The 25,068-nt window shown below is 46.2% G+C and carries 18 protein-coding genes and 2 tRNA genes; 12 read left to right on the forward strand and 8 right to left on the reverse strand.

Features of this window, described 5'->3' with window-relative positions; genetic code table 11:
* Positions 1 to 245: hypothetical protein (locus GJQ68_RS23385; RefSeq protein WP_235941627.1), on the forward strand; the 245-nt coding region annotated here is incomplete at its 5' end.
* A gap of 266 nt (positions 246 to 511) precedes the next feature.
* The gene (locus tag GJQ68_RS16240; protein ID WP_162418364.1) at positions 512 to 1,978 is read left to right on the forward strand and encodes a hypothetical protein; all 1,467 of its coding nucleotides are present in this window, start codon (positions 512 to 514) and stop codon (positions 1,976 to 1,978) included.
* Between the two features lie 528 nt (positions 1,979 to 2,506).
* Here the strand turns inward: GJQ68_RS16240 and GJQ68_RS16245 are convergent.
* Genes GJQ68_RS16245 through GJQ68_RS16255 form a run of 3 tightly spaced genes read right to left on the reverse strand, consistent with a single transcriptional unit; the run spans position 2,507 to position 8,299 of the window.
* Positions 2,507 to 3,574 carry an NHL repeat-containing protein gene (locus GJQ68_RS16245; protein ID WP_162418365.1) on the reverse strand — a complete coding sequence of 356 codons (1,068 nt, stop codon included), beginning with the start codon at positions 3,572 to 3,574 and terminating at the stop codon, positions 2,507 to 2,509.
* Between the two features lie 10 nt (positions 3,575 to 3,584).
* Entirely contained in the window at positions 3,585 to 5,039 is a 1,455-nt protein-coding gene (locus GJQ68_RS16250) for a DUF1501 domain-containing protein (protein WP_162418366.1), read from the reverse strand.
* Positions 5,040 to 5,050: 11 nt separating this feature from the next.
* Entirely contained in the window at positions 5,051 to 8,299 is a 3,249-nt protein-coding gene (locus GJQ68_RS16255) for a DUF1553 domain-containing protein (protein ID WP_162418367.1), read from the reverse strand.
* 145 nt (positions 8,300 to 8,444) lie between these two features.
* Between GJQ68_RS16255 and GJQ68_RS16260 the strand changes: the two genes are divergently transcribed.
* The 3 genes from GJQ68_RS16260 to GJQ68_RS16270 all read left to right on the forward strand — a co-directional run bounded on the left by GJQ68_RS16260 (position 8,445) and on the right by GJQ68_RS16270 (position 11,935).
* Positions 8,445 to 9,683 (forward strand): hypothetical protein, encoded by a 1,239-nt coding sequence (locus GJQ68_RS16260; protein WP_162418368.1) that lies wholly within the window; start codon positions 8,445 to 8,447, stop codon positions 9,681 to 9,683.
* Between the two features lie 186 nt (positions 9,684 to 9,869).
* The gene (locus GJQ68_RS16265) at positions 9,870 to 10,241 is read left to right on the forward strand and encodes a BlaI/MecI/CopY family transcriptional regulator (protein ID WP_162418369.1); all 372 of its coding nucleotides are present in this window, start codon (positions 9,870 to 9,872) and stop codon (positions 10,239 to 10,241) included.
* Positions 10,238 to 11,935, forward strand: a complete 1,698-nt coding sequence (locus GJQ68_RS16270) for a M56 family metallopeptidase (RefSeq protein WP_162418370.1) — start codon at positions 10,238 to 10,240, stop codon at positions 11,933 to 11,935. Before GJQ68_RS16265 ends, GJQ68_RS16270 begins: the two co-directional genes overlap by 4 nt.
* 171 nt (positions 11,936 to 12,106) lie before the next feature.
* On the opposite strand, the gene GJQ68_RS16275 is transcribed toward GJQ68_RS16270, so the two are convergent.
* The 3 genes from GJQ68_RS16275 to GJQ68_RS16285 form a co-directional block, all read right to left on the reverse strand.
* Positions 12,107 to 13,258: a DUF4221 family protein gene (locus tag GJQ68_RS16275; protein ID WP_162418371.1), complete on the reverse strand. Its 1,152-nt coding sequence runs from the start codon at positions 13,256 to 13,258 to the stop codon at positions 12,107 to 12,109.
* 69 nt (positions 13,259 to 13,327) lie between these two features.
* Entirely contained in the window at positions 13,328 to 14,104 is a 777-nt protein-coding gene (locus GJQ68_RS16280; protein WP_162418372.1) for a copper resistance protein NlpE N-terminal domain-containing protein, read from the reverse strand.
* 93 nt (positions 14,105 to 14,197) lie between these two features.
* The gene (locus GJQ68_RS16285) at positions 14,198 to 14,737 is read right to left on the reverse strand and encodes an RNA methyltransferase (protein ID WP_162418373.1); all 540 of its coding nucleotides are present in this window, start codon (positions 14,735 to 14,737) and stop codon (positions 14,198 to 14,200) included.
* Positions 14,738 to 14,868: 131 nt separating this feature from the next.
* Here GJQ68_RS16285 and mutS point away from each other — a divergent pair, with 131 nt between their 5' ends.
* The 3 genes from mutS (at position 14,869) to GJQ68_RS16300 (ending at position 17,853) form a co-directional block, all read left to right on the forward strand.
* Positions 14,869 to 17,469: a DNA mismatch repair protein MutS gene (mutS, locus tag GJQ68_RS16290; RefSeq protein ID WP_162418374.1), complete on the forward strand. Its 2,601-nt coding sequence runs from the start codon at positions 14,869 to 14,871 to the stop codon at positions 17,467 to 17,469.
* Positions 17,470 to 17,606: 137 nt separating this feature from the next.
* Positions 17,607 to 17,682, forward strand: a tRNA-Gly gene (locus tag GJQ68_RS16295).
* Positions 17,683 to 17,769: 87 nt separating this feature from the next.
* A tRNA-Leu gene (locus GJQ68_RS16300) sits at positions 17,770 to 17,853 on the forward strand.
* 724 nt (positions 17,854 to 18,577) lie between these two features.
* On the opposite strand, the gene GJQ68_RS16305 is transcribed toward GJQ68_RS16300, so the two are convergent.
* Positions 18,578 to 19,456, reverse strand: a complete 879-nt coding sequence (locus GJQ68_RS16305; RefSeq protein ID WP_235941635.1) for a hypothetical protein — start codon at positions 19,454 to 19,456, stop codon at positions 18,578 to 18,580.
* A gap of 282 nt (positions 19,457 to 19,738) precedes the next feature.
* Between GJQ68_RS16305 and GJQ68_RS16310 the strand changes: the two genes are divergently transcribed.
* From GJQ68_RS16310 to GJQ68_RS16325, 4 genes are all read left to right on the forward strand, one after another.
* The gene (locus GJQ68_RS16310; protein ID WP_162418375.1) at positions 19,739 to 21,358 is read left to right on the forward strand and encodes an arabinan endo-1,5-alpha-L-arabinosidase; all 1,620 of its coding nucleotides are present in this window, start codon (positions 19,739 to 19,741) and stop codon (positions 21,356 to 21,358) included.
* Between the two features lie 424 nt (positions 21,359 to 21,782).
* On the forward strand, positions 21,783 to 22,685 hold the full coding sequence (locus GJQ68_RS16315) for a sugar phosphate isomerase/epimerase family protein (protein WP_162418376.1): 903 nt from the start codon (positions 21,783 to 21,785) through the stop codon (positions 22,683 to 22,685).
* A gap of 506 nt (positions 22,686 to 23,191) precedes the next feature.
* A complete protein-coding gene (locus GJQ68_RS16320) occupies positions 23,192 to 23,647 on the forward strand; it encodes an excisionase family DNA-binding protein (protein ID WP_162418377.1) in 456 nt (151 codons plus the stop codon).
* Positions 23,637 to 24,200: a PIN domain-containing protein gene (locus GJQ68_RS16325; protein ID WP_162418378.1), complete on the forward strand. Its 564-nt coding sequence runs from the start codon at positions 23,637 to 23,639 to the stop codon at positions 24,198 to 24,200. The genes GJQ68_RS16320 and GJQ68_RS16325 overlap by 11 nt, the downstream gene beginning before the upstream one ends.
* Before the next feature lie 313 nt (positions 24,201 to 24,513).
* Here GJQ68_RS16325 and GJQ68_RS16330 read toward each other — a convergent pair whose 3' ends face one another.
* The gene (locus GJQ68_RS16330) at positions 24,514 to 25,041 is read right to left on the reverse strand and encodes a competence protein CoiA family protein (RefSeq protein ID WP_202927957.1); all 528 of its coding nucleotides are present in this window, start codon (positions 25,039 to 25,041) and stop codon (positions 24,514 to 24,516) included.
* Between the last annotated feature and the right edge of the window lie 27 nt (positions 25,042 to 25,068).

Below are 25,068 nucleotides of genomic sequence, written 5' to 3' on the forward strand. Positions count from 1 at the left end.
ATTTTTGGTGCATTCCTAATTACCATTTTTGGTGCATATTCAATTACCGACTACATTGTGTTGAAGACATGACTTTACCTCCTCTTGAGGCACAATTCCAACTGCTTGATGCTTCAGGTAATCCCACTATTTCGTTTAGAGAAGGGGAGGATATACTATTTGACTACCGAATTTTCAATTCAGGAAATAAGGATGTTACATGGGAAGGCACCAATGATGGACATTTACCCATATTTCAAAAATGATAAGCTAATTTTTATATTAACATTACAATAATATTATAATTTTTTCCAATATCTTTATTCTGGATTAGTATAGGATTTGTAGTGTCTGTCCTTTTTTTATCAGGAAGCGGTGTAATCCCAAGAAAATTATGCTATTTGAAGACTAAGGCATAGCCAGTTTGTGATGAAGTAGATAATAGCAAAGAACCTGTTTATTTTAAAGTGGCTCCACCAAGTTGCGGATAATTCATTGTATTATCTGGGTTTAATCATAAAATGACTTAATTATGTTTCTAAATCAATTCTTACTGACCAGATCTCATAATTTTAAAGAAAAATGGAACCAATTAAATTGGAAAAAGGAATCTATTGGAAATGGGGATTTTACCCTTTTTTGCCATCCAACCATCAACCTGGTTAAAAACTCCACGGGGAATCCAAGTTTATTTTTAATTGGGTCTCTATATGATTGGGAATTCCCTGAATTAACTGACCAAGAAATCATCGACGAATTGTCAAAAGGTTCAGCGTCAACATTGTTTGATAGGGTTTCAAAATATACCGGAGAGTTTATCATTATTTTTTCTTCGGATGAATCATTATTTATTTTTCATGATGCGACTGGTCAAAGAGAAATCTATTATGATTTATCGTTTGATAATGTTGCCTCACAAGTTACCTTGCTTGCTCAGGGAATGGAATTGATTCCTCATGACGATAAACATGCGATTGAATTTTTTAATTCAGAAGTATTTAAGAAACGAAAGCTTCTCCTTGGCGATTCGACACATGTTAAGAATGTTAAACATTTTAATTGTAACCATTTTATTGATCTTAAAAGAGGAAAGGTTACAAGATTTTATCCCAATAAATATTTGCCTGAAAGGTCTGTTAATGATGCAGGGAGGAAAGCAGCGACCATGATTAAAGGCTATTTAAAAGCAATCTCTAATAGACACGAAAAAATTGCCTTGGCAGTCACCGGAGGCTATGACAGTAGAATATTATTTTTAGCAAGTTTAGAGATTCCTGAAGAAAAATGCACCTATTACGTCTTGAAGCGTTTAAACATGCCTGATAATCATCATGATATTGTCCTATCCGGTAAATTAACTCGTGCTTACGGTAAAAAACGCGTCATTATAGATGCTTCTAAAATTCCAAAAATGAAGGATATACTAGATGTGCAAAAAAGCCTGGATTTTCCTCCAAGTGAAGTTTTAGAAGATGCTTTTAAAGGCCAGGTGTACATCAATGGTAATGTCTTTGAAATCGCAAGAAGCGTTTTTGGATATGCAGAAAATGTTACCGCTGAGGATTTGACTTTTATTACAGGGTATGGGAAATTAAAATTCCCTACGTTAGTATACAAGGAATGGCTAAAGAATACGTCGGAGTTTAAAAAGTTAGGTTATGATGTGATGGATTTCCTGTATTGGGAAGATCGGATGGGAATTTGGCTTAGCAAGGGTCGGACCGAACAATTGGCATTAAATAAAGCAATTAAATCTCCATACAATTCAAGACAACTCGTTGAAATTTTACTTTCTGTTAATAAAAAGCATAGAGGTTTGCACCATAATGTATTACAGAAAAAAATTATTGCCATTTTGTCAGAAAATAATAAGGAAATAACAAAATTACCCATTAATCCTACCCGACTAACAAAGTTTTATACACTATTATTCAAAATGAATTTATACAATACATTTAGGTATGTTGGGGTAAAGTTACGATTGCTAGGTGAATTCTAGAAATATAAATAACTTTTTTAAAATTTGTAATTTTAAATCTGGATTCGACGAATTTGAAAAATTACGGTATAATGGGTGAATCGTAGGATTGCGAACCCATATAGATAGAATTATGTATTGGGTTTGTAGTGCCAGTTCGGACTTCATGCGGGATAGGCTGTGATTACATGAACCAGTCTGTTTGGAGATTGGGCCACAGCAGCGCTATGGTGGAATCTTAAGCAGCTATGGCGTAGCGGATTTTGTCCGCCGTGGTAAGTTAGAAATCAAGGCATCAACACATCTTACCTACGACAGGATAAGGCACCTGGTGTACAATCCAGCGCCATTGGGATGTTCGATTAAAACCTACCATCAATCCATCAGATGATCAGCCTCCACTTTTTTTGCTGCCCCTACCGAAGCCCGACTCCGCTCAGGCACCCAAGGCAAGGCATCCAACCAGCAGTGGACCTTAATTGAAGTCAACGACGGTACCCTGTGTAAAATACCCGAGAATAAACGTCGAGCGTGGCAATGGTGAAAAATTTATACCCGGTGCAATTTATACGGATACACCCCATCGGCATTCCACTGGCAGACATACAGGTTTTTGTCCCGGTCCAGGCAAACATCGTGACAATGCCGGAATACCGGTTGTTCCTGTAGCATGAGTGTCAATTTTCCATTTTCATACTGAGGCTCGGTACCTCCCGGATTGGAGATTACCCGGTTTTCCTTGTCCAGAATGGTGACAAAGCCGCGGTTCAGTTGCATGTTATAATTGCCCTCCGTCATGCCAAAGCAGACCCCGGAATACAGGTTTTCTCCGTCCAGCACCGGCCGGCTGATAAAGGCTCCCGGCAGGTAATGCTCTTCCAAATACTCCCCGGACAGGGTAAATCGTTTGAAGGTATTTTTGATGCGGGCAGAAACCAGTAGCGTGGGATCACCGGGAGCCCGGTAATCGATGGCTACCCCGTGTGCCTGTTTGAATTTATCGGGTTGCAGAAAACTGTCGCCTCCAAATTTCCGAATAAAATTGCCCGTCGCATCAAATTGCAAGATAAATTGCGCCCCGTAACCATCCGCCACGTAGATGTCACCGTTAGGACCGATGGCGGTTTCCGTTGGTCGGTAAGGCATTTTTTCATCGTAGGAACCGATTGCTGCCGGATGCGGCAGTTCCAGGAGCACCCGGCCCTCCAGGCTGCACTTGACTACCTTTCCCTGGCCCGTGTCGGTGATGAACAAAAACTGTTCGCCTCCTTCATCGGACAAGGTCAATCCATGGGCACCCGGAAAATCCAAGGTCCAGCTATCCACTAATCTTCCCGAAGGCTCGTAGATCAGGATGTTGTTTTGGGGATGATCGGTTAGGAGGATCAACCGATTTTTCTGATCCAGCACCATCTCGTGACAGTTTTTGACCGGGAAGCGGCTGGATTCGGCCCGACTCCAGTTTTTTTCTACCCGGTACCGGAAATTGCCGTGCCCCAATACTTCTTCCTCCAGTTTGGGACGGCCGGGGAGGATATGAAACAGGGGTAGCCCCGAAGCCATCAACGTGGTGCTTCCTGCGATTGTTTGCTGAATGAATTTTCTTCGGCTGCGCATCGTATATGGGTTAGGCCAGGATATCATTTACCACCTGGCCGTGAACGTCCGTCAGCCGGAAGCGCCTGCCCTGGTGTTTGAAGGTAAGCTTTTCGTGGTCAATCCCCAGCAGGTGAAGCAGGGTGGCTTGAAAATCATGCACGTGAACGGGGTTTTGGGCCACGTTATAACTGAATTCGTCTGTTTCCCCATAGACCATGCCTTTTTTTACCCCGGCTCCGGCCATCCACATGGTAAAACATCCCGGATGGTGGTCCCGTCCGTAGTTGTCGGCTGTAAGCCTGCCCTGGGAAAAACTGGTACGCCCAAACTCTCCTCCCCAGACCACCAGGGTGTCTTCCAGCAATCCCCGTTGTTTGAGGTCCTGGATCAAGCCCGCCGTAGCCTGATCGGTGCTGAGCGCCTGCCTTTTGATGCCTTTGGGTAAGTTGCCGTGCTGATCCCAGCCCATGTGGTACAATTGAATAAATTTTACGTCCCGCTCAGCCAGCCGCCTTGCCTGAAGGCAATTGGAGGCGTAGGTGCCAGGGATCCGGGCATCTTCTCCGTACAATTCGTAGATGTAATCTGGTTCGTTTGAGGTGTCCACCGCATCCGGAACGGAGTTCTGCATTTTGTAGGCCATTTCGTATTGGCTGATTTTGGATTGGATTTCCGGGTCTTGCCAGATATCAAATTGCTGCTCGTTCAACTGCCGGATATGGTCCAGGGCTCTTCTTCGGTCATGGTCCTGTACGCCATGGGGATTGTTGAGGTACAGCACCGGGTCTTTGCCCGAGCGGAATTGGATGCCCTGATGGTGGGAAGGCAGGAATCCATTGCTCCAGGCAGTAGAATTCAGCGGTTGGGCGCCCGAACTCTTGGATAGCAGCACCACAAAGTTGGGCAGGTTTTCGTTATCACTGCCCAGTCCGTAGCTCAGCCAGGATCCGATGGAAGGCCTGCCGCTTAGCTGAGAGCCCGTCTGCATAAACATGACGGCGGGTTCGTGGTTGATGGCTTCGGTAATCATGGATTTGACGATGCAGAGCTCGTCCACTACCTGTGATGTGTAGGGAAACAAGTCGCTTACCCAAGCTCCGGATTGGCCGTATTGCTTGAAATCATAGATCGACTTCACCAGGGGGAAGGTGGATTGATCGGCCACCATGCCCGAATTTCGCTGGGTACCCTGTACAGACGGGGGGATTTCTTTCCCATGCCATTTGGCCAGGGAGGGCTTGTAATCAAAGGTTTCCAGCTGCGAGGGTCCACCCGATTGAAAAAGGTAGATCACGCGTTTAGCCTTGGCGGGAAAATGGGTACCCGACAGGATGCCTCCTGGTCCGGAAGTACCCAGGCTGCCGGCCAGGGAACCCGTTTGCCCCAAGAGACTGGAAAGGGCGATGGATCCAAAGCCCAGGGAAGCTTTTTTTAAGAATCCCCTTCTGCTTTCTCCAAATTCGGTATGATCGTATCGACTCATTTTCTTCGTGTTTATCTGATGGTGTATCCGTCCGTGGTATTCATGATGCCGTTGATAACGGTAGCCAGGGCTGCCACCTGAACGGGATCCAGGTTCGGTTTGGTGGGATGGCTCCCCGTGCTTAAATAGGCCAGCGCCTCGTTTTTATTTTGGGAAAACCGTTCGGTCTCCTCGGTATAAAACTGTTGTAAAATCTCTTTTTCTTTGGGCTTCGGCTGTCGGCCGGTACTCAATTGGAATGCGTTTTCCAGTCGCTGTTCCGGTCCATATTTTGTAATCAGCTTTTCTGCCGTCACCCGGGCTGCTTCCACAAACTGAGGATCATTAAGCAGCACTAAGGCTTGCAGAGGTGTGCTGGTTTCGGTGCGCTTTACGGTGCATTCGGCTCGGTCTCCCACATCAAAAATCATCATGGAAGGAGGACCGGAAGTTCGCTTCCAGATGGTGTAAAGGCTTCTTCGGTACAGCCCTTCCCCCGGTTCCTGCAGGTAGCGGTAGCGCCAGGACTTGGTGCTGATTTCGTCCCATAGCCCTTCCGGCTGGTAGGGGTAGGCACTTTCACCTCCAATTTTGGGGGCCAGAAGCCCGCTTATGGCCAGGGCATTGTCCCGGATCATCTCTGCCGTCATGCGAAAGCTGGGCCCCCGGGCCAACAAAACGTTTTCAGGATCTTTCTCCTGCAATTCAGGACTGGTTCCGGAGGATTGCCGGTAAGTAGCCGACATCGCTATCAACTTGTGCATTTTTTTGATGTCCCAGCCGGATTCACGGAAAGTCACCGCCAGCCAGTCCAACAGCTCGGGATGGCTGGGCAGGCTGCCCTGGCTGCCAAAATCATCCGAGGTTTTTACCAGTCCATTACCGAAATGCATCTGCCAGAGGCGGTTGACAAATACCCTTGCGGTCAGCGGATTTTTCGAATCGACCAGCCATTGGGCCAGGCCCAGCCGGTTTTGCGGGTAGTCGGTCGTTTCCCCGGGGATGACCGACTCCGGAACGTTGGGGTAGACCTGTTGGGTGGGGGCACTGTACAGGCCCCGGTCCAGGATATAAGTGGGTCTGGGTTCGGGAAGATCTCCCATCACCATGATTTCCGGGATGTCGTTGGTGTGCTGGGCCCGTTGCTTCCGGTATTCCCATAGCGATTTTCGAAGCTTTTTGGCCTGCTCGTTGGTAGATTTGAAAACATGCTGACGGATCAGTTTCCGGTCAGATTCATTCTGAGGGTTTTCGATCAGCATTTTTGCTTTTTCCGGGTCGTTGGCAAATTGCACTTCCAGCGCGGTCAACTCCCGCTTGTAAATCTTCAACTGATCCAGACCACCGTTAAGAAAGGTTTTCATCTTGTCCCGCACACCCAGTACAAAGCCTCTAAAGCCATAGGTATGGATATCCGGTTCAAACAGGATGGACTTGTAAATGTGATCCGCTTCCACTTCTACCGGCACTTTTTCTCCATTCAGGTAAATGCCGATACCGGAAGCCTTTCCCATGCCATCGTAGGTAATGCTGATATTGGACCATTCTTTTGGCGGGATGGGGTCCCGGGTTTTTACCTGCAGGGCATTGGTGGGCCAGCTGTAGGCTATGATGAAATTGAGGCGGTTGTCTTCCAGGAACAGCGAGTAACCTTTCAGCCCCAGTCGGATATCCTCGCAGTGGGTAAATAAGACGGCTTCTTTATAAACGGTATCCGGGAAGACGGAGAGGGAAACGGAAAAGGGATCTGTTTGGTCAAACCAGCCTACTTTTTCGGGAAGGGAAAGGGTGGTAAAATCGTTGATAAAGATGCCCTTACCGCGTATCCCTTCCGCAATATCGGGTTCGCGTATCAGTGCCGGTCCGGAGTTTCCGGACCAGCCGGGATTTTTAAAGGACTTGCCACCTGGCTGGGGCGTTAATTTATCAAAATCGTGGGAAGCCACCAGGCCCTGGGTTTGCAGCTGCTTTAGCCCCGCATGCAGGGCTTCGGGACTTGACTGCCGGTCATCCGGTTCCGTTTCAGCTAATTCCTGCAGTTCGGATTCCGTCGTGTGAATTTGCTTGTCCAGGTAGTCCAAAAGTTTATCCTGCTCTTCATTGGTCAGTAGCAGGGAAGGACCGGGTACCTGTCCCGGGCCGTAGACGGCTGTTCCCAGTTCGTTGGTGCTATTGAAATAGGCGGAAAACTCGAAATAATCCTTCTGGCTGATGGGATCGTATTTGTGGTCGTGACACCGGGCGCACTCCATGCTCAATCCCAGAATGGCTTTCCCAACGGTATTGGTGCGGTCGGCCACGTACTCTGCCCGGTATTCTTCAAAGACGATGCCTGCTTCGGAATTTCGTTTATGCAGCCGGTTAAAGGCAGTGGCGAGTATGCTCTCCTGGCTTGGATTTTCGATCAGGTCTCCCGCAATTTGCCAGGTAATAAATTGATCGTAGGGCATGTTTTGGTTAAATGCCTCGATCACCCAATCGCGGTAGGGGCTGAAATCCCGGTGTTTGTCATCCAGGTAGCCGTCTGAATCGGCATAGCGGGCCACGTCCATCCAGTCGGCCGCCATGCGTTCCCCGTAGGCTGGGGAGGCGAGCAGCCGGTCCACCAGTTTTTCGTAGGCATCTTCGGAAGTATCCGAAACAAACTGCCGGATCTCCTCCAGGCTGGGGGGAAGCCCGGTCAGGTCAAAGCTCAGGCGACGGATCAACATCTCTTTACTTGCCTCAGGAGCGGCTTGCAAACCGGAGGCCTGAAGCTTTTCGGCCACAAAAGCGTCGATTTCATTCCGTGCCCAATCATCGGTTTCGAGGTTTGGCTGGTTCGCTATTTCCGGTGGGATAAAGGACCAGTGGGGTTTGTACTCGGCACCCTGCTCAACCCACTTGGTGAGGATGGCAATTTCCTCCGTGCTGAGGCTGAGGTTGGAATCCGGTGGAGGCATGACGAGTTCCTTGTCCTCCGATAAGATACGGTTTACCAGCTCGCTTTTGCCCGGTTTACCGGGCACGATGGCATGATTACGTGTGTTGCTTTTTAGTGCGGAAAAGGCAAATTCCTCCCGGTCCAGCCGGAGATCGGCTTCCTGATTGGCTGCGTCCGGACCATGACAGGCAAAGCATTTGTCGGAAAGGATGGGCTTGACGTGGTAATTGAAGTCGATGGCTTCGGGCAGCTCCTGGTATGCCTCCTGGATTTTCTCCGGTTTTTCCCAGCCGCAACCGACCCAGCCCAGGGACAAAGCGATGAGCGGTAAAAGATGTTTGAAGCGGCGAGTTTTCATGGCTATTGGGAATTTGAATACGATTTTTGACTTTTGGGTATTTTCCAAATATACTTGGAAAAATCCGGGCAATGCAAGGCAAAAAACCGTTTTGTTAACTGTTAAAGTTATTGATTATCTTTAAGAAATAAAAGAAAAGTACGGGATGGAGAAGGCTGTTTTTCTGGAACTTACGGAAAAGATCATCAAGAGTAAGGGTTTTGGGCGATCCACTACCTATGCCAATTTGTTGCGGTTTCTGGTTCGTTGTTCCCTGGATGAGGATGCGCCCAAAGAGACGATTATTGCGGCCGAAGTGTTTGGTAAGCCGGATTTTGATCCTTCGGAAAGTACCCTCATACGGGTATATGTGTACAAATTGCGGGAAAAATTGCGCAATTATTACGCTGCGGAGGGTAGTGGGGATCCGTACCGGCTGCGCATACCCAAGGGAAGCTATGGTATCGTGTTTGAGAAGGCGAAGCATCAAACCAGACTTTTGCGCCACGTTCAGAAGAAAACCGTTCGGATCGGCCTGATCGGGGGGATTCTTACCAGCCTGTTGCTGCTGGCCTGGTTTCAGCTGGGGCGGGGCGAGGATGGCTCTCTACGGGAAAGTACCTGGTCTGATTTGGTCAACAATGGTTTTCCGACGGCGGTATTTTTGGGGGACTTGTTTATCTTCCTGGAGGAGGACAGTCTCGCCGGAATGAGCCGAACCATCCGTGATCCCGATATCAACGGCCTGTCTGATTTTGCTTTTTTTCGGAAGGATGATCGCCGGGAGGGTGTGCAAACCACCGCCTTGTCCTATGGCCTGCTCATTCGGGGCAGCTTGCAATGGATCAAGGACCTTACCCGTCTATTTGATGGAGCCGGGCATTTTTTTTCCATCCGGACCATTTCCCGTTTCAACCCCAAGGAATTGCAGGATCAGAATTTTGTGGTGGTGGGCATGCTCAAAACCCTGGGCCTATTTAAAGATTATTTTAGGTATTCGCATTTTGCCTTCGACGAGGAAGGGGAATCATTGATTCTGGAAGGGAAGGATGGTGGCGAAAGGCAGGTTTTTTCTCCCGCCGGGGATCCGGATGGCTACCATACCGATTACGGATTTATGGCCAAATTTCCGGGGCCCAACCAGAATACCGTTTACCTATTCGGTGGACTTTGGGATACCGGAGCGACGCAAAGCTTAAAGAATTTCACCGATGCGGCACTGCGGCAATCCATTGAAGCTGAAATCGCTGTGCGGTTGGGGGAAGTACCTCCGTATTTTGAAGTGCTGTTTGAAGTATCAGGAATTGACCGCACCGAGCTCAGCACCCAATTGATTCATGTATTTCCACTGGAAGAACCGGCTTCTTTCTGGGTGGATCCGGGGGGTGACATCCTAAACCGTTGAGGTCTTTGAGACCTCGACGGTTTTTTTCGAGCACGTTTTGCGAAAAGACCTTCGGGGCTGGGGAAACCCCAAAGGTCAGGATCTTTTTTTCTAAGCAAAGTGTAACTATAAAAATAAATTCAAGAACTCTTTGTGAAATACATTTTATATTCTATGTTTGTAGAAGTAACTCTAAAAATATAGAAAATGAACCTTTCAAATGCCGAAGAGCAACTTATGAATTTGATATGGGAAAAAGACAGGGCGTTTATGAAGGATATACTCGCCTCCTACCCGGAACCCAAACCTGCCAGCACAACCGTTGCTACCTTACTCAAAAGATTGCAGGAAAAAGGGGCCCTACGCTTTGAGGTATTTGGCAACTCCCGGGCTTACTTTCCTCTGGTAGACAAGAATAACTATTTTTCTAAAAAAGTGAATACCATGATCAAAAAATTTTTCAATGATTCACCGGCCCAATTTGCTTCGTTTCTTACAACAGGGACAGCATTGGACACAAAAGAACTGGAGGAACTAAAAAAAATTATTGAGGAACAACTTAAATCCCAAAAGCCATGATCACATTTATGCTAAAGGCTACGATTGCTTTGCTTATCTTTTATGCCTTTTATCGACTTTTTTTGATGAAGGAGCGCATGTTTGGCTTCAACCGTTTTTTCCTGATTTTTGCGCTCTGTTTTTCCCTGATGGTGCCTTTTCTTCAGGTACCCTTTAGCTTTCACATCGGGGAGGATTTATTTCCGGAAAAGGTACCTGCTGCATTCAGCAATGAAATAAGTTCAGGAAACGATACCTCCCCACCACAAAGATGGCAACAGGGTAAAGTGGAAGCTCCCCTTCCTGCACAATCGGATACTGTTGTCCCCTGGAATACCCTACTAATGGGGATTTATTTGTCTGGCCTTTTCTTTTTTTTAGTCCGGTTTATTATTCAGTTGGTACAGCTAATGCGGATGATTCGCAATAATCTTACCCTGAAAGCAAATGATTGTACCTACGTATTATTGAGGGAAAATACCCTGCCTTTTACCTTTTTACATTTTCTATTTGTCGATAATGCATCCTTCCAGCATAAGACCATAGAAAAAGAGATTTTATTTCATGAATTGACCCATATTCGGCAGCGGCACAGTTGGGACATATTGTTTGTGGAGGTGCTAAAAGTTGTCTTTTGGTTTAACCCGGTTTTTTTGCTTTACAAAAAAGCGATGCAGCTGAATCATGAATTTCTGGCCGATGCAGCTGTAATTGCCGAATTCCGCAACAAAGCGGCCTACCAGTGGCTTTTATTCCATAAGATTTCAGGGAACGAGGCTACTTTATCGATCAGTAGTCCGTTCAATTTCTCCGGCACCAAAAGAAGGTTAATCATGATGGGCCAATCCAGCTCCTACCTTAAGACCATGATGTTCAAATCAATCAGTGTTATTGTGGCAGGATTCCTGTTGGTTTTTTTGTCCTCCGGCCAAAGCTCCTTTGAAAGGACCCAACAAAACCATACAGTAAACGATTATGAGCAAATTCTTGCCAGCGCATTCAAGGAAGGAAATCCCTTTGAATTGGAATTGAATAAACTGGACCTTCCGGCCCTTCGAAGTGCTTACCTCTCCATGGATGAGCAGGAGAAACAGAAAAGTACATCATTTCCCTTTTTTGATGCCCTGGCATTTGAGAAACTGGAGGCCTTGCAGCAAGCCTATCCGGAAGTGAAAACGAATATTTATTTTGTAAGGCCACCCGATAAAATGAAGATTCAGGATGATGTTTTTGAGCGATGGAAAAAGACAAGGAAAATTTCATTCACCATTGATAACAGGGAAATTGAAAAAGCTGAAATAGAAAACTATCAGCCTGCTGATTTTGCTAAGTTTACCGTACGGGAAACCGAAGCGGGGGGTTTGTTTAAAAAATCCACCTACAGTGTAACCTTGATGACCCATGACTATTATGATGAGAAATACTATCAATCAAGGAAAACAGTCCATTCTATTGAAGCTGAATATCCCAACGATTTCAGGGTCCAGGTTGATTATTGGCTAAAGCAGGCTGCTAAAATAGAAGGGAAACTTCCCCGTTTCATACCTCCGAATTTTGAAGCATCCATTTTTCATGAGTTGAGGGTTATTGATCCTGTCCAATTGTATAAGGAAATCAAAAAGCCAACCAAATATGATTCATCAAAAAGTTTTCCAATTGCCATATTCGCCGGGGAGGGGAAGCCTATATTGTTTATGAAATTACCCACCATTTGATCAGGCAATCCAAATGGATGGGCCTGTTGTTTGGTGTTTTTTCAAATGCGGTGTTCCAATAAGATCTATGACCATTGAGGTCTTTGAGACCTCGATGGTTTTTTTCGTATACGTTCTTCGGAAAGACGGGGTTTGGGAAACCCCAAAGGTAAATGCCTTTCCATATTCCCCTTACCAGGAAATATCCATCCGGACAAAGCCCATTTCATCCTCGATATTTTCGAAAAGCCATAGCTTACCGTCTTTGGCAAAATAAAAAGGAGGATACTTTTTCATTGTGGTAAGTTGCCCTTCACTAAGAAGATTGAAATCCTTGTCCAAAACGGTCAGGAAAACAGTTGCTCCACTGGTTTCCCGCATAAAGCTCCCTTCAGGAATGGGTTTCGAGTCATCGAACTCCATCCGAAAAGCCAGGCGATAGTATACCTGCTTTTTTTCGTCCCAAACCGGAGCGGCAAAGTTGATGTCAGATTGGATTTTCTCATGAATGACCCGCATTTCGTTTTGACTACTGACCTCTGCCGGATAATCTCCGCTCTTTTCCGGAGGGAGGAGTTCACTGGCATAGCTTACCAGGCGGAATTCTTCCGCCTCTGGATCCAGTACATAAAGCTCATGCCCTACCCCGGTTCCGAAAATAAGCTTACCGTTTTCTACCTTTCCAAACCGGTAGGTGCCCAGCCCCATTCTCGTTTCCCCGTCATTGGGCATGATTTCAAATTTGGAGGCTTTTTCAATTTCCGGCGTCGCAAAGCTGGTGATTTGGTTCTGCTCCCGGTCAATTAAAACCAGTTTGGCGGTTTTCTTTTCCCAGTTGGTCACCATACCCGCAAAGCGCTCAGCTTTTCCATCAATACTCAGTGGGGCCAGGATATTATCGCGCTCCTCCAGCTTTTCGTCATCCGCACCCATTTTAGCGAACTCAAACTGCTCCAGCTTTTTGCCCTGATCATTTATGATATTGTCCTGCCCATAGCTGCAAAATAAAAAGCGGTCTTCCCCTATGAGCTCAAGGCTTCGAAAGTAGGCTCCCAACCCATTGGGTCCTTCTTTATCCAGGGTGATTTTGCTGACAAATTTCAGCTCATCCAGATCGATTTTTTCGATGCTGTATTCCTGGTAATTGAAGTTGTAGAGGTATTTTTTGTCCGGAGTCAGCTTGGCCTGCCCCAGGCCCCAATTCAAAAAAAGGATCTCATCGCCCGGATGAATCATGACCGTGTCCAGTTGAACGTCAAATTCCTGGCCAGATCCGGATTCATTGCCAGAAGATTGGCAGGCAGCGAGGGCCAGAGAAAGGCCCAAAATGAAGGAGTTTTTCATCGGTCGTTTAATTTGAGACTAAAAAATTAGCCGATAAATTTTAAATTTCCTAAGAAATCAAGGGGATTTTTAATCCTCCCCGAGATTTTTAGTAAAAGTAAGCAGCAGCATGTTGTCCTCATCCCTTAACTCCAGCGTATCCCCCTCCAGCCGGTAGTACCGCACCTGTTCCAAATAGGCGAAAAAGAAATTTTCCGCTTGCATTTCGTCCTGACAGTATTTTTGGGTCCTGCCAATCTTTCCCAGTTCCAGTCCATTTCCGGTTTTAAGCTCATATACGCCGAAAAAGTTATTGCAGCCTCCAAACCCGTGCAGACGGCTGCTCTCTTCCTCCAGAAAAACGAAGATCTCCCCGGGATTCCAGTCTTCATCCGGAAATTTCTCCATATCGGTGAGCACCCAATTGGCATCCAGCAAGGGGTGGTTGGTTTTGGCTACTACCTTTTTCAACACATAGTTGGCTGCCAGCGCTCCGGTAATCCGGTTGCCTTCACTGTCCAGGTGAAAAAGTTGGTTTTCTCCTACCAGGTATTGATTGGGCGCATCTGTAATGCCGGTAAGGCTGATGGTGTTGCCGGCTGAATTCCATTCAAAACGCCCTTCCTGCCGGTATTCCTCCCCACTCTTTCCCAGATACCGGGTGGTTTTCACGTATTTTCCTTCCCGGTCCAGGCTGATGGAGGTAGTGATCCCCTCGCAGTCCGCGCAGGGAAGGGTACCTTCGTAGGTTCCCTCCCAGTCCAGGGAGTTGGCACTGGTATCCCCAGTGACAGGAGCCTGTTGGGTTTTACAACCTGCCACCCAGCCCAAGCCCGCCAAAAGAAGTAAAAAAAAGAATTTTTTCATAAGTTCATCTGATATAATTGACAACTGAATTTACGAATTAGTTATAAATTAAGATGTATTTTTAGGAAAAAATGTCGGGGTCCAGCTTCGAGATCAAGAATCCAGGCCCTGGGTTTTATTGACCAGGTCCCAAAGGGCAATGCCCATGGAGACGGAAATATTTAAGGAATGTTTGGTGCCCAATTGCGGGATTTCCAACACCTCATCTGCATGCTCCAGGACTTCCTCTTCCACACCAAATACCTCATTACCAAAAACCAGGGCATAGGCTTGACCGGGTTTGGGTTGAAAATGATTGAGCGGGGTGCTATGAGATGCTTGCTCCAGCACGCAAATTTGATAACCATCCTTCCTGAGTTCCCTTACCAGTTCCACGGTGTTTTCCCGGTATTCCCAGGATACCGATTCAGTGGCACCCAGGGCGGTTTTGTGTATTTCCCGGTGGGGAGGGGTGCCGGTAATACCACAGAGGAAAATTTTTTCCACTAAAAAAGCATCTGCGGTTCGAAAGGCCGAGCCCACGTTATTCAGACTGCGAACATTGTCCAGTATCAGTACAATGGGATTTTTTGTGGCTTTCTTGAATGCCTCGACCGATAGCCGGTTAAGTTCATCCATGCTTCGTTTTCTCATGTTCGGATGGGGTTTGGGCTGCAAAGGTAGGGCTTATCCGAAATAGTAGAAAGTCCTAATTTCGGAGCGGTATTTTTGTTTATGGGAAGGATCAAGTAAATTCAGGGTTTATTTAAACAAGACACATTCACATGGCGAAAGCAGCGGTGAAGGAAACCCCTTTAATGAAACAGTACAACGCCATCAAGGCGAAGCATCCCGGAGCGATTTTGCTTTTTCGGGTAGGGGATTTTTATGAAACCTTCGGGGAAGATGCCATCAAAGCGAGCAAAATCCTGGATATTGTGTTGACCAAACGGGCAAACGGATCTGCTTCCCATATAGAATTGGCGGGATTTCCGCACCATTCCCTGGAGGCTTATTTGCCTAAATTGGTCCGGGCCGGCAACCGGGTGGCCATTTGCGATCAGCTCGAAGATCCCCGGGAGGTAAAGGGTATCGTGAAAAGAGGAGTGACCGAACTGGTTACTCCTGGCCTGGCATATAACGATAACGTTCTTGATAAGCGACGGAATAATTTTTTAGCCAGCATTCATTTCGCCGGGGAGCAGTTGGGAATTGCCTTTCTGGACCTTTCCACGGGCGAATTTATGTGTGCCGAGGGAAAGCAATCCTACATCGAAAAGCTGCTGCAAAGTTTTAACCCCTCCGAGGTGATCCATTCCAAGGCCTCCAGAAGCCTTGCCGGAGACCTCCTGAAAAACGATTTTACCACCTTCCACTGTGAGGATTGGGTGTATCAGCAGGATTACACCTATGAAAAACTCATCCGTCATTTTGGCACCAACAACCTGAAGGGCTTTGGAATCGAAAGCCAGGTATTGGGTACCATTGCAGCCGGGGCCATTCTGTATTACCTGGAAGAAACCGAGCACAAGGAAGTAAAACACATTGCTTCCATCTCCCGCATAGCGGAAGAAAAATACGTCTGGCTGGATAAATTTACCATTCGCAACCTGGAGCTAATTTATCCTCAACAGGACGGGGGGGTGCCGCTGATTCAGATTCTGGACAAAACCCATACCCCTATGGGCAGCCGGATGCTGAAACAATGGATGGTATTGCCCCTGAAGGAAAAGGAGCCCATTGAAGAACGGCAGCAGGTGGTGCGATTTTTTTACCAAAAACCGGAGCTCAGGGAGGAATTGTTTTCCCACCTGAAGCAAATCGGAGACCTGGAGCGGCTTATCTCCAAAGTAGCGGTAGGTAGGATCAATCCCCGGGAAATGAACCACCTTCGTAAGGCCTTGAAGAGCACCCTCCCGATCAAGGAATTGCTTTCCGGTCAGAAGAACGGGCCTTTGCAAAAACTGGCAGACCGGCTGAATACCTGCGCCTACTTGCTGGAAAAAATCGAGCGGGAGCTGCTGGAGGATGCCCCCATGCTGACCCATCAGGGAGGCATCATCAAAAACGGTGTCGATCCGGACTTGGACGAATACCGCAAGCTGGCTACCTCGGGTAAGGATTACCTGGTTCAGATCCAGCAGCGGGAAGTCAAAAAAACCGGCATTTCTTCCCTGAAGGTAGCGTTTAACAAGGTTTTTGGCTATTACCTGGAGGTGAGCAACACGCACAAAGACAAGGTGCCGGCAGAATGGATCCGCAAGCAGACCCTGGTCAATGCGGAACGCTACATTACCGAAGAGCTCAAAACCTACGAAGAAAAGATCCTGCATGCGGAAGAAAGGCTGCTGGTGCTGGAACAAAAGTATTTCCAGCTATTGGTGCAGGATGCGGGGGATTATGTGGTCCAGATTCAGCAAAATGCGCGGGTGCTGGCCTCCCTGGACTGCCTGTTGAGTTTTGCAGAAGTGGCCTCCGAGAATAACTACTGTGCGCCTAAAATTACCGATTCGGATACCATTGAGATTCGGGATGGGCGGCATCCGGTGATCGAAAAGCAGTTGGGTATCGGGGAGGATTACGTGCCCAACGATACCTTTCTGGATCATTCCACGCAGCAGGTGATCATTATTACCGGCCCGAATATGGCTGGAAAATCGGCATTGCTACGGCAGACGGCCCTGATCGTGCTGATGGCTCAGATGGGAAGTTTTGTACCGGCGACTTTTGCTCGGATCGGTATGGTGGATAAGGTTTTTACCCGGGTGGGGGCCTCCGATAACCTGTCCAAGGGAGAGTCTACCTTTATGGTGGAAATGACCGAGACGGCCAGTATTCTGAATAACTTATCCGATCGAAGCCTGGTATTGATGGACGAAATCGGAAGGGGAACGTCCACCTACGATGGCATTTCCATCGCCTGGTCCATTGTCGAATACCTGCACAACCATCCCAAGTGCCGGGCTAAGACCCTTTTTGCCACCCATTACCATGAATTGAACCAACTGGCCACGGATTTCCCGAAGGTAAAGAACTTCAACGTTTCGGTAAAAGAGGTAGGAAACAAGGTCGTCTTTATGCGCAAGCTGGAAAAGGGGGGTAGCGAACACAGTTTTGGTATTCACGTGGCGCAGATGGCGGGCATGCCCAATCCGGTGGTATTGCGGGCGGCCGAAATTATGAAATACCTGGAAAAGGACAAGAAATTGCAGCAGCACCAGGACAACATCCGGGACATGCCGAAGAACAATTACCAATTGAGTCTGTTTGAAATGGATCCGAAATTTAAGGAGGCCAAAGAGCTATTGGATGCGCTGGACATCAATACCATTTCTCCGGTGGAGGCCTTGTTGAAATTGAATGAGGTAAAGAAAATGCTGGAATAAATGTACCCGCTTTAGTTTCAGTGGAGTAGGGGTGTGGGAGCAAAAATTTGCACCGGAATATTGGAGATTAGAAATTATGGCGTAAATTTGCCCTCAGATTCACGGAAAACTTAACCATTTTGTGAATGATATCATCAGCGAAAGTAGCTCAGCTGGTAGAGCACGACCTTGCCAAGGTCGGGGTCGCGAGTTCGAATCTCGTCTTTCGCTCCAAGAAAAGCCCTGATGCAGGGCTTTCTTCTTTTGCGGGTTCTGGTAAGGGTAAAATCCCGGATTTTACCTAACTTTGGACTTGTTGTTGCCGGGATGGTGGAATAGGTAGACACGCAAGACTTAAAATCTTGTGGCCATTAGGCCGTGCGGGTTCGATTCCCGCTCCTGGTACACTGATTATCACTTAGTTAAGGCTTCTCAATAATGGGAAGCTTTTTTTGTTTTTTTATTGGTACAACAAAAACTCACAGAAGGGATTTTTCGTTTTTGGCTCAGACCAGAATAAAATCTATTTCTTATTTTAGGTCTATTGAAGTCATCCGAATCACCGTCAGAGCCGACGACCTTGGATTCTGCAAAAGATGCCAAGATCGCCGCATGTTCAAAAGGGCTCCAAGTACTCCCAATACAATTTTCCCATACATCACCGGCAGGATTATACCTTCATTTACCGGATTTTTCTCTAACACATACACCCGTATCATCATTAATTGAAGACTGCTCATTTCATGCATCCAGCATGCTGTTTTCCAATAGGGATCGTACCAGGTTGACTCGTGACAAAACCAAACCCCGTCTTAAAATCAAAAAATCACGTACAACCCTAAAGGCTAAACATGACGCAACACTAAAAGCTTGCTGGTTTAGAAATTAAATCAATATAGAATGTTTCAAAACAACAAATGGATCAAAAAAAAGAATTTGGTAAAGAATCGATAGAAAAAGTTGATATATCCCCTGACCTCCTCCGGACTTCACTAGGAACTTTTTCAGGTGTGATTGGAACAGGATCTGGGTCGGAACCAGTAGTATAACAGCTGCTTGTAAGCGCTATGGCGATACCCAAAAAGAAGTCGACATCCCATCTCTTTTTTTGCCTGCGTCCATTTCTTTCTTATTGCAGCAGATGGATAAAGTAGTACAATCCGTGTAGGTGGTCGATGTGGTCGGGAGCGGTATTGCCGGCAAAGGCGAGAATATTTAGTTTTCCTTGGGCCGATTCCCCTACCTGCTGCATGCCCAGTGGCCCTTCTTTCAGAACAGGCTTGCGGGGGATTCCGGTGGCCACCAGCAGAAAGTCGGCGCATTCGGTGGTGCTTACAAAGGTGCCCGGAAAAATGCTGCTATGGGTAAAAACAAAGGATTTTTTACCGGATAGTGCGTCTTTCGCCAGTTTTTCAAAGGCGGCCAGATCCTGCTCCTGTATGCGTCCGCCCATGGAGAGTGGTGTTTGGGCCGGAATATAGCTGGCGTGTAAACCGTCCAGCAGCAAGACACCGTCAATGTTTTCGTAATTGCTGGTTTTCAGGATGGAGCGAATGGCCCCGTACCCGGCGCTGAAGCCGGAAAGGTAGAGCTTCCTAATGGGCTGCTGCAGGTGTTGCCGGACGGCCTGAAGCAGGGAGTCAAAACGCTCGGTATCGGTCAGCGGTCCGCTATAGGCACTTGATCCATTCCCCAGGTTTACCGCCACGGCTACCCAACCTTCGTTTTCAGCCAGCGCATGGGCCACCACGCTTTCGTCCCCGTGAAAATGAATCAACAGGTTTACCGAATCCCGGGAAGTAGCATTTCCCATCAAAAGCAGCGGGTCTTTTTCAAAAATGCCCGGTAGGGAGATTTTCTTCCCTTCAAAGCCCGATCCGTCCACCCGCTCATGCGGGCGGATATGTTCCTCCATGGGGGAGGGATTTTGTGCCATCATGCTGTTCTTATTGGTGACCTTACAGGAAAGGCAGCATACGAGGCCAGAAAGCAATAGCATTCGACGCATGGGTTTTAGTAAATTCCTTAGCAAAATAGCTAAAAAAACCGCCAGGTGTTCAACATCTACCGAGTATTTCACGCCGTTGGGTGAGGCTAGGTTATTCCCGAAGTCGTTTGGGTAGTTTTTTCGAAAGGTCCTCGGGGTAGGTTGCGGACTTGCACCCGCTGGAATATTCTGGTATCTTCGATACTAGATGCCCATACTGGGCACACACTTCACCTTGCATACAGCCTGCCTTCCGCAGGCGGGCAGAACCGAATAAATATAAAAATCAGTATCTTTAGGAATGTGAAAAGCCTCAAGACCTTATACCCTGTTTTCATTCTTTTAACAACTCTTGGCATTTTAACCGGTTGCGATTTCAATAGTCCCGGTCCGGATGACCATGAAGAACAACAGAACGAACCCTATGAAGGGTTGATCCCGGATTTTCAGGGTCCGACCTATTCTGACGATTATACCCCTATTTCGTCATGGAGTGATCGTTTCATCTGGAACCTGGCAAATGTTCATGACCCAACCGTGATAAAGGATGACGACTATTTTTATATGTATCAAACAAATGCCTCCTATGGAAATGTTCATGAGGCTGGTGGGAATTATCCCGTCCGGCGTTCCACAGATCTGGTTAATTGGGAGTATCTTGGTGCTGTCTTTGATTCCGATCCTGCCTGGGTAAAAAATGCCCTGAATACCATCAGGGCTACTATGGACCCGCCATTACCACCCCTTGAGAATCCGGAATACGGGTTTTGGGCTCCGCACATCACAAAAGTTGGAAATACCTTCAGGCTGTACTACTGTGTAGTGGTTCTTAACCCGATTTTGGGAAATGACGGAAATGAATATTGGACAGAACGTGCCTTTATCGGCCTTGCCGAATCTACCGATCTCGCTAGCAATAATTGGGAGGATAAAGGAATGGTGATCCACTCGATGGCTGATGGTGAAGAAACGTATGCGCGTGATGGGGGTTCCGACTGGAGCGGGTATTTTAAGTTCAATGCGATCGATCCCTCCTACGTAGTTACTCCGGAAGGTGAACATTGGCTCATTTACGGTTCCTGGCATTCAGGGTTGGCAGCAGTAGAGGTGGACCCTGTCACGGGCAAGCCCAAGGAGCTGAATACCCTTCCCGATTTTGGCGTCCGAATAGCCGGCCGAGGTCGTGTACATTCTAACAGGTGGCAGGCACTTGAAGCGCCTGAAATCATCTATAATGAGGATACAGGGTATTATTACCTGTTTCTGTCCTACGATGAGTTAGCAGAGGCGTATAATACACGCGTGGCCCGGTCAGAAAATATAACCGGCCCTTATTTTGGTTTGGATGGCGGAAATGTCACAGAGGGAGCGGAAGCCTATCCTATACTCACACATCCCTATAAATTTGCAGGCAGTTATGGATGGGTTGGAATTTCACACCCCTCCATTTTTCAGGATCCGGATTCTGGAAAATGGTTCTATGCATCGCAAGGGCGTTTACCCCCGGATATTGCAGGAATTAATGTTTCTAATGCCGTTATGATGGGGCATGTGCGGGAAATATACTGGACGGAAGATGGCTGGCCTTTGGTTGCTCCCGAACGGTATGCGGATGTTCCGGATGTTACCCTAACGGAAGCGGATCTCATTGGTAAATGGGAAGAAATAACCCTCCGATATGAATACCAGGTTATGCAGCTTTCTGAAAAGATCACCCTACATGAAGATTATTCAGTAACGGGGCACCTGAATGGAACCTGGTCTTTTGATGAGGGCTCCCAAACGCTCACGTTAAATGGCACGAAACTATTGGTTGACAGTGCCTGGGACTGGGAAGCATCTCCGAGACGTACCACGGTTACGTATGCAGGCATCTCATCGGAAGGTTTTTCGATCTGGGGTAAGAAAGTTGGAAACCAATAGGAATACATGTGGATTTGCAAATTTTGAATGGTAAATGAATCTGGATGAGGGGGGAGCCGGTGCTATTGCATTGTCCCCGGATACTAAAAATCCGATCCCGATGGAAAGGCATTGCCACTTGCTTCGCTCCAGGCTGCCCCGATAGCATCAAGGTTATCCCCGTGCTTAAGGATACCGAGAGAAATCGGCAAAATGCTTCGGTACGGGTTTCACCCGTTGGAACGGTCAAGTTTTTGACCTATATTCACCATTGAAGGCACACACATTGTACATAATAAATAGGTGAAATATCCGTAAATCCAAGGGGTTTAGCTCGTATCAAACGCTGTGCTTAACAGAAGGTTTGGTGCTACGTAATCGCCTGATTTCGTATACTACTCGTTAGCGGAAATGTATGCTTAGCACCCTAAAATGAACCGTAAATATGAATAAGAAAAGAAGAAATTTCCTACGTAGTGCGGCATTTGCACCGATTTTAGTAGGTTCTAGCAGCCTCTTCGCAAGCCCATTAATGAATACCCCAGCCCCGTCCAGATTACAATATAGCATCAATGCGTATACGTTCAATTCCTTGCTAAGAAGCGGTGAAATGACCTTTTTTGATATGATGGCGTTTGCCTCTACGCTTGGTTTGAATGCAGTTGACTTAACAGGCTATTATTTTTCTGATTATCCTGAAATACCAGCCGATAAAACATTGTTTCAGTTAAAGAAGAAAGCATTACAATTAGGATTAAATATTTCATGGACAGGGGTAAGGAATAACTTTGTAAATCCGGATAAAACTTCAAGAGAATCGGATATTGAATTGATAAAAAATTGGTTGCAAGTATCATCAAAACTTGGAGCTTCCATTATGCGCATTTTTGCAGGCAATGGAGAACACGAAGGGTATTCCAGAGAGGAGGTGAAAGAATGGATGGTGTCAGACTTTAAGGTGTGTGCCAGATACGCTGAGGAAACAGGTGTTATGGCAGGCATGCAGCACCATAATGATTTTTTATACGAAGCGGATGAAATTATCGATATTTTAAAAAGAGTAGACTCGGATTGGTTTGGATTAATTTTGGATATTGGTAGTTTAAGAAGAGGCGATCCGTATAAAGAAATTGAAAAATTGGCACCGTATGCAAATTACTGGTTTATTAAAGAATTGGTTTATGTGGATGGGGTTGCGGAACCTGTTAATATGGAAAAAATTGCAAAAATATTAAAAGAAGTAAACTATACCGGTTACATTTCTTTCGAAAGCTTGACCGACGGCGACCCCAAACAAATTGTAACTTCTATGTTTAATGATTTTAGAACAGCGTATGAAAAGCGCTGAAATGAAACCAATTACCACCAATAGAACTATTGTTTTAAATCATGGAATTTGAGAAATACCGCTAATGGTGTAGACGGGCTGGCCAGATTCCTCTAACGGGGAGCGCCACTTACACCACCGAGGGTGCGGGTCTCGTAGCCTCCCAGGCCCCGGCCCTTCGCTAAAGGGATCATTTCTTTACGCTCAGTCCCAGTCACCGATGACCACCCTCCGGCCCCCTCCTGTTTTCAGGAGGGGGCCGGAGGGTGGTAATTTGAAGTCGCTCTTTCTTTTTTTTAATACGTTGATTTTTAAATGGTTAAAAGTAAATACCGTCATCCCGATTTCTGCGTTTTTTAAATGTTAAGTCTCGGAATGATGACGGTTCAACCTTTCCTCCCATTGACAACATAAAGTTGCATCCATGTACCTTCCAAATTTTAAGATGTACTTCGGTTAAAGTATTTCGAAATAAACGAACTACATTTCGAATGTTTCGTATATTTGCTGTAACAAAGCAAATTGACATGAACAGTATTGACGACATAGAAAGACCTACTAAAGAGGAACAAAAAGCAGCCATCAAATCCTATAATGCTTTAGCTGCGGCATTGAATCAAGTTCATACCGAATACCCTGAAATTGAGATAGAAGAGACTAAGGAAAGAATAAAGATTCCTGTGAAAGCTTTACAACTTTTAGTTAAAATTCTAAAAGAAACCAGCCAGGGTAAACCGGTATCTATCGTTCCAATTGCGACAGAAATTACTACTCAAGCAGCTGCGGAACTTATAGGGTGCTCAAGACCACATATGGTAAAATTACTTGAAAGCGGGGAAATCAATTTTACAAAAATCGGCAAGCACAGAAGAATCAAATATCAAGACTTAATAGAGTATAAAAGAAAAATGAAGGCCAAACAACGCAAGTTGCTTATAGAAATAATGAAGGCTGACGAAGAATCAGGGTTATATGATTCATAGTGTCAGATTTACTTGTGTTCTTGATACCAATGTGATTTATCCGATTGATATCAGGGATCTTTTATTTTGGTTTGCTTCCTACGATCTTTTCACTCCAAAATGGAGTAGGCAAATATTCAGGGAATGGGAAAACGTAATGAAACGAAAGGGCATTCCCGACGAAGAGATTAAAAAGAGAGTAAGCAAAGCCCAGCTTGCTTTCCCGGATGCATTGGTTGATAATTATGAACCACTTGTCAATTCATTAGAATTACCCGACGAAAAGGACAGACATGTATTGGCAGCGGCAATTAAGACCAATGCGAATATTATCGTTACGAATAATATTAAGGATTTTCCTGCATCATACCTGGCAAGTTTTGGATTAACAGCAAAGACAGCAGACGATTTTATAACGGACACCATTGATTTAAATACTGACCTTGCATTGGAAGCTTTTAGAGCATTGGTATTGAATAGAACTAACCCCAATTTAGATGAATTTGAAATATTGGATCGATTTCGTAATAATGGGCTGATTGATTCAGCCAATTATTTGCATGCTTTAGTTTAGGAAAAGGAAATGACGAAAGTACCGGCGTAGGTGTTGGCCTAGTATAGGGCAGTTCAATGGATTGAATATTTTTCAGGTTTTATCAGCTCTTAAATGTATACAAACAAATCAGACAGGTTTAGTCAAGGGCGGCCTGTGTTGCGCCTGCGGCAGGCCGTTATGACGGGTTCTGGCTGGCTGTTACCTTTGCATGGGAGATGAAAAAACCTATGCCACATTAAAGTTTCCGGTCACATTTATTTTTTCATGCTGGTACAGCAACCTTAAAAACCCCGGATGATCCCGGGGCAGGGGATAGAAAATGGCGAATGGGTTATATGCGAGCCGCCAGCGAGTCCGAATGGAGCCGTTCATCATCAATGAAGTTACCCACGCTCCTTGACCACTCTCCATTGATAGTAGTTATTATGAAAGCCCTCTTTGTAATTTCTACAAGTATTGCGTACATACCTTTTCGTATCGGAAACAAACAATAAAGCTTATGCTTTTCGCTTTGGTTATTGGTGGTTTCTATTCCTTTGAAATCAAAAATAACTGGTACCGAACTCCGAAGCCAGCCAGACGGAAAAATATCTTCTAGATAGTCAATTAAAAAAAATTCCGGATTTGCTGTATCTCTAAATTCTTTTTTCCCTTTAAGGAACCGAGGGTAGTCTCGTTTTAAGCGGGTGCCATCAACAACCCAAACCATATTGCGGTAAAACTTTTCTCGGGTCTCCCGCTCCTTTGGGTCTGTAGGGGAGTGTTGAAACTCAATCACAAGACCGTGAGCACTTCGAATATCCGCAATATGTTTTTCGCCTGTAGTTTCGTTTCGTCTAGTAACGAGACTTCCTGCCACTCATCAGGGTAATTATTTTTCCATGAG

The organism is Cyclobacterium roseum (genome assembly GCF_010119225.1).
In the GTDB taxonomy this organism is placed as follows: Bacteria; Bacteroidota; Bacteroidia; order Cytophagales; family Cyclobacteriaceae; genus Cyclobacterium; species Cyclobacterium roseum.

Coding starts and splice junctions, on each gene's coding strand:
- GJQ68_RS16240 (WP_162418364.1), top strand. CDS start 512: ATGTTTCTAAATCAATTCTTACTGACCAGATCTCATAATTTTAAAGAA.
- GJQ68_RS16245 (WP_162418365.1), bottom strand. CDS start 3,574: ATGCGCAGCCGAAGAAAATTCATTCAGCAAACAATCGCAGGAAGCACC.
- GJQ68_RS16250 (WP_162418366.1), bottom strand. CDS start 5,039: ATGAGTCGATACGATCATACCGAATTTGGAGAAAGCAGAAGGGGATTC.
- GJQ68_RS16255 (WP_162418367.1), bottom strand. CDS start 8,299: ATGAAAACTCGCCGCTTCAAACATCTTTTACCGCTCATCGCTTTGTCC.
- GJQ68_RS16260 (WP_162418368.1), top strand. CDS start 8,445: ATGGAGAAGGCTGTTTTTCTGGAACTTACGGAAAAGATCATCAAGAGT.
- GJQ68_RS16265 (WP_162418369.1), top strand. CDS start 9,870: ATGAACCTTTCAAATGCCGAAGAGCAACTTATGAATTTGATATGGGAA.
- GJQ68_RS16270 (WP_162418370.1), top strand. CDS start 10,238: ATGATCACATTTATGCTAAAGGCTACGATTGCTTTGCTTATCTTTTAT.
- GJQ68_RS16275 (WP_162418371.1), bottom strand. CDS start 13,258: ATGAAAAACTCCTTCATTTTGGGCCTTTCTCTGGCCCTCGCTGCCTGC.
- GJQ68_RS16280 (WP_162418372.1), bottom strand. CDS start 14,104: ATGAAAAAATTCTTTTTTTTACTTCTTTTGGCGGGCTTGGGCTGGGTG.
- GJQ68_RS16285 (WP_162418373.1), bottom strand. CDS start 14,737: ATGAGAAAACGAAGCATGGATGAACTTAACCGGCTATCGGTCGAGGCA.
- mutS (WP_162418374.1), top strand. CDS start 14,869: ATGGCGAAAGCAGCGGTGAAGGAAACCCCTTTAATGAAACAGTACAAC.
- GJQ68_RS16305 (WP_235941635.1), bottom strand. CDS start 19,456: ATGCGTCGAATGCTATTGCTTTCTGGCCTCGTATGCTGCCTTTCCTGT.
- GJQ68_RS16315 (WP_162418376.1), top strand. CDS start 21,783: ATGAATAAGAAAAGAAGAAATTTCCTACGTAGTGCGGCATTTGCACCG.
- GJQ68_RS16320 (WP_162418377.1), top strand. CDS start 23,192: ATGAACAGTATTGACGACATAGAAAGACCTACTAAAGAGGAACAAAAA.
- GJQ68_RS16325 (WP_162418378.1), top strand. CDS start 23,637: ATGATTCATAGTGTCAGATTTACTTGTGTTCTTGATACCAATGTGATT.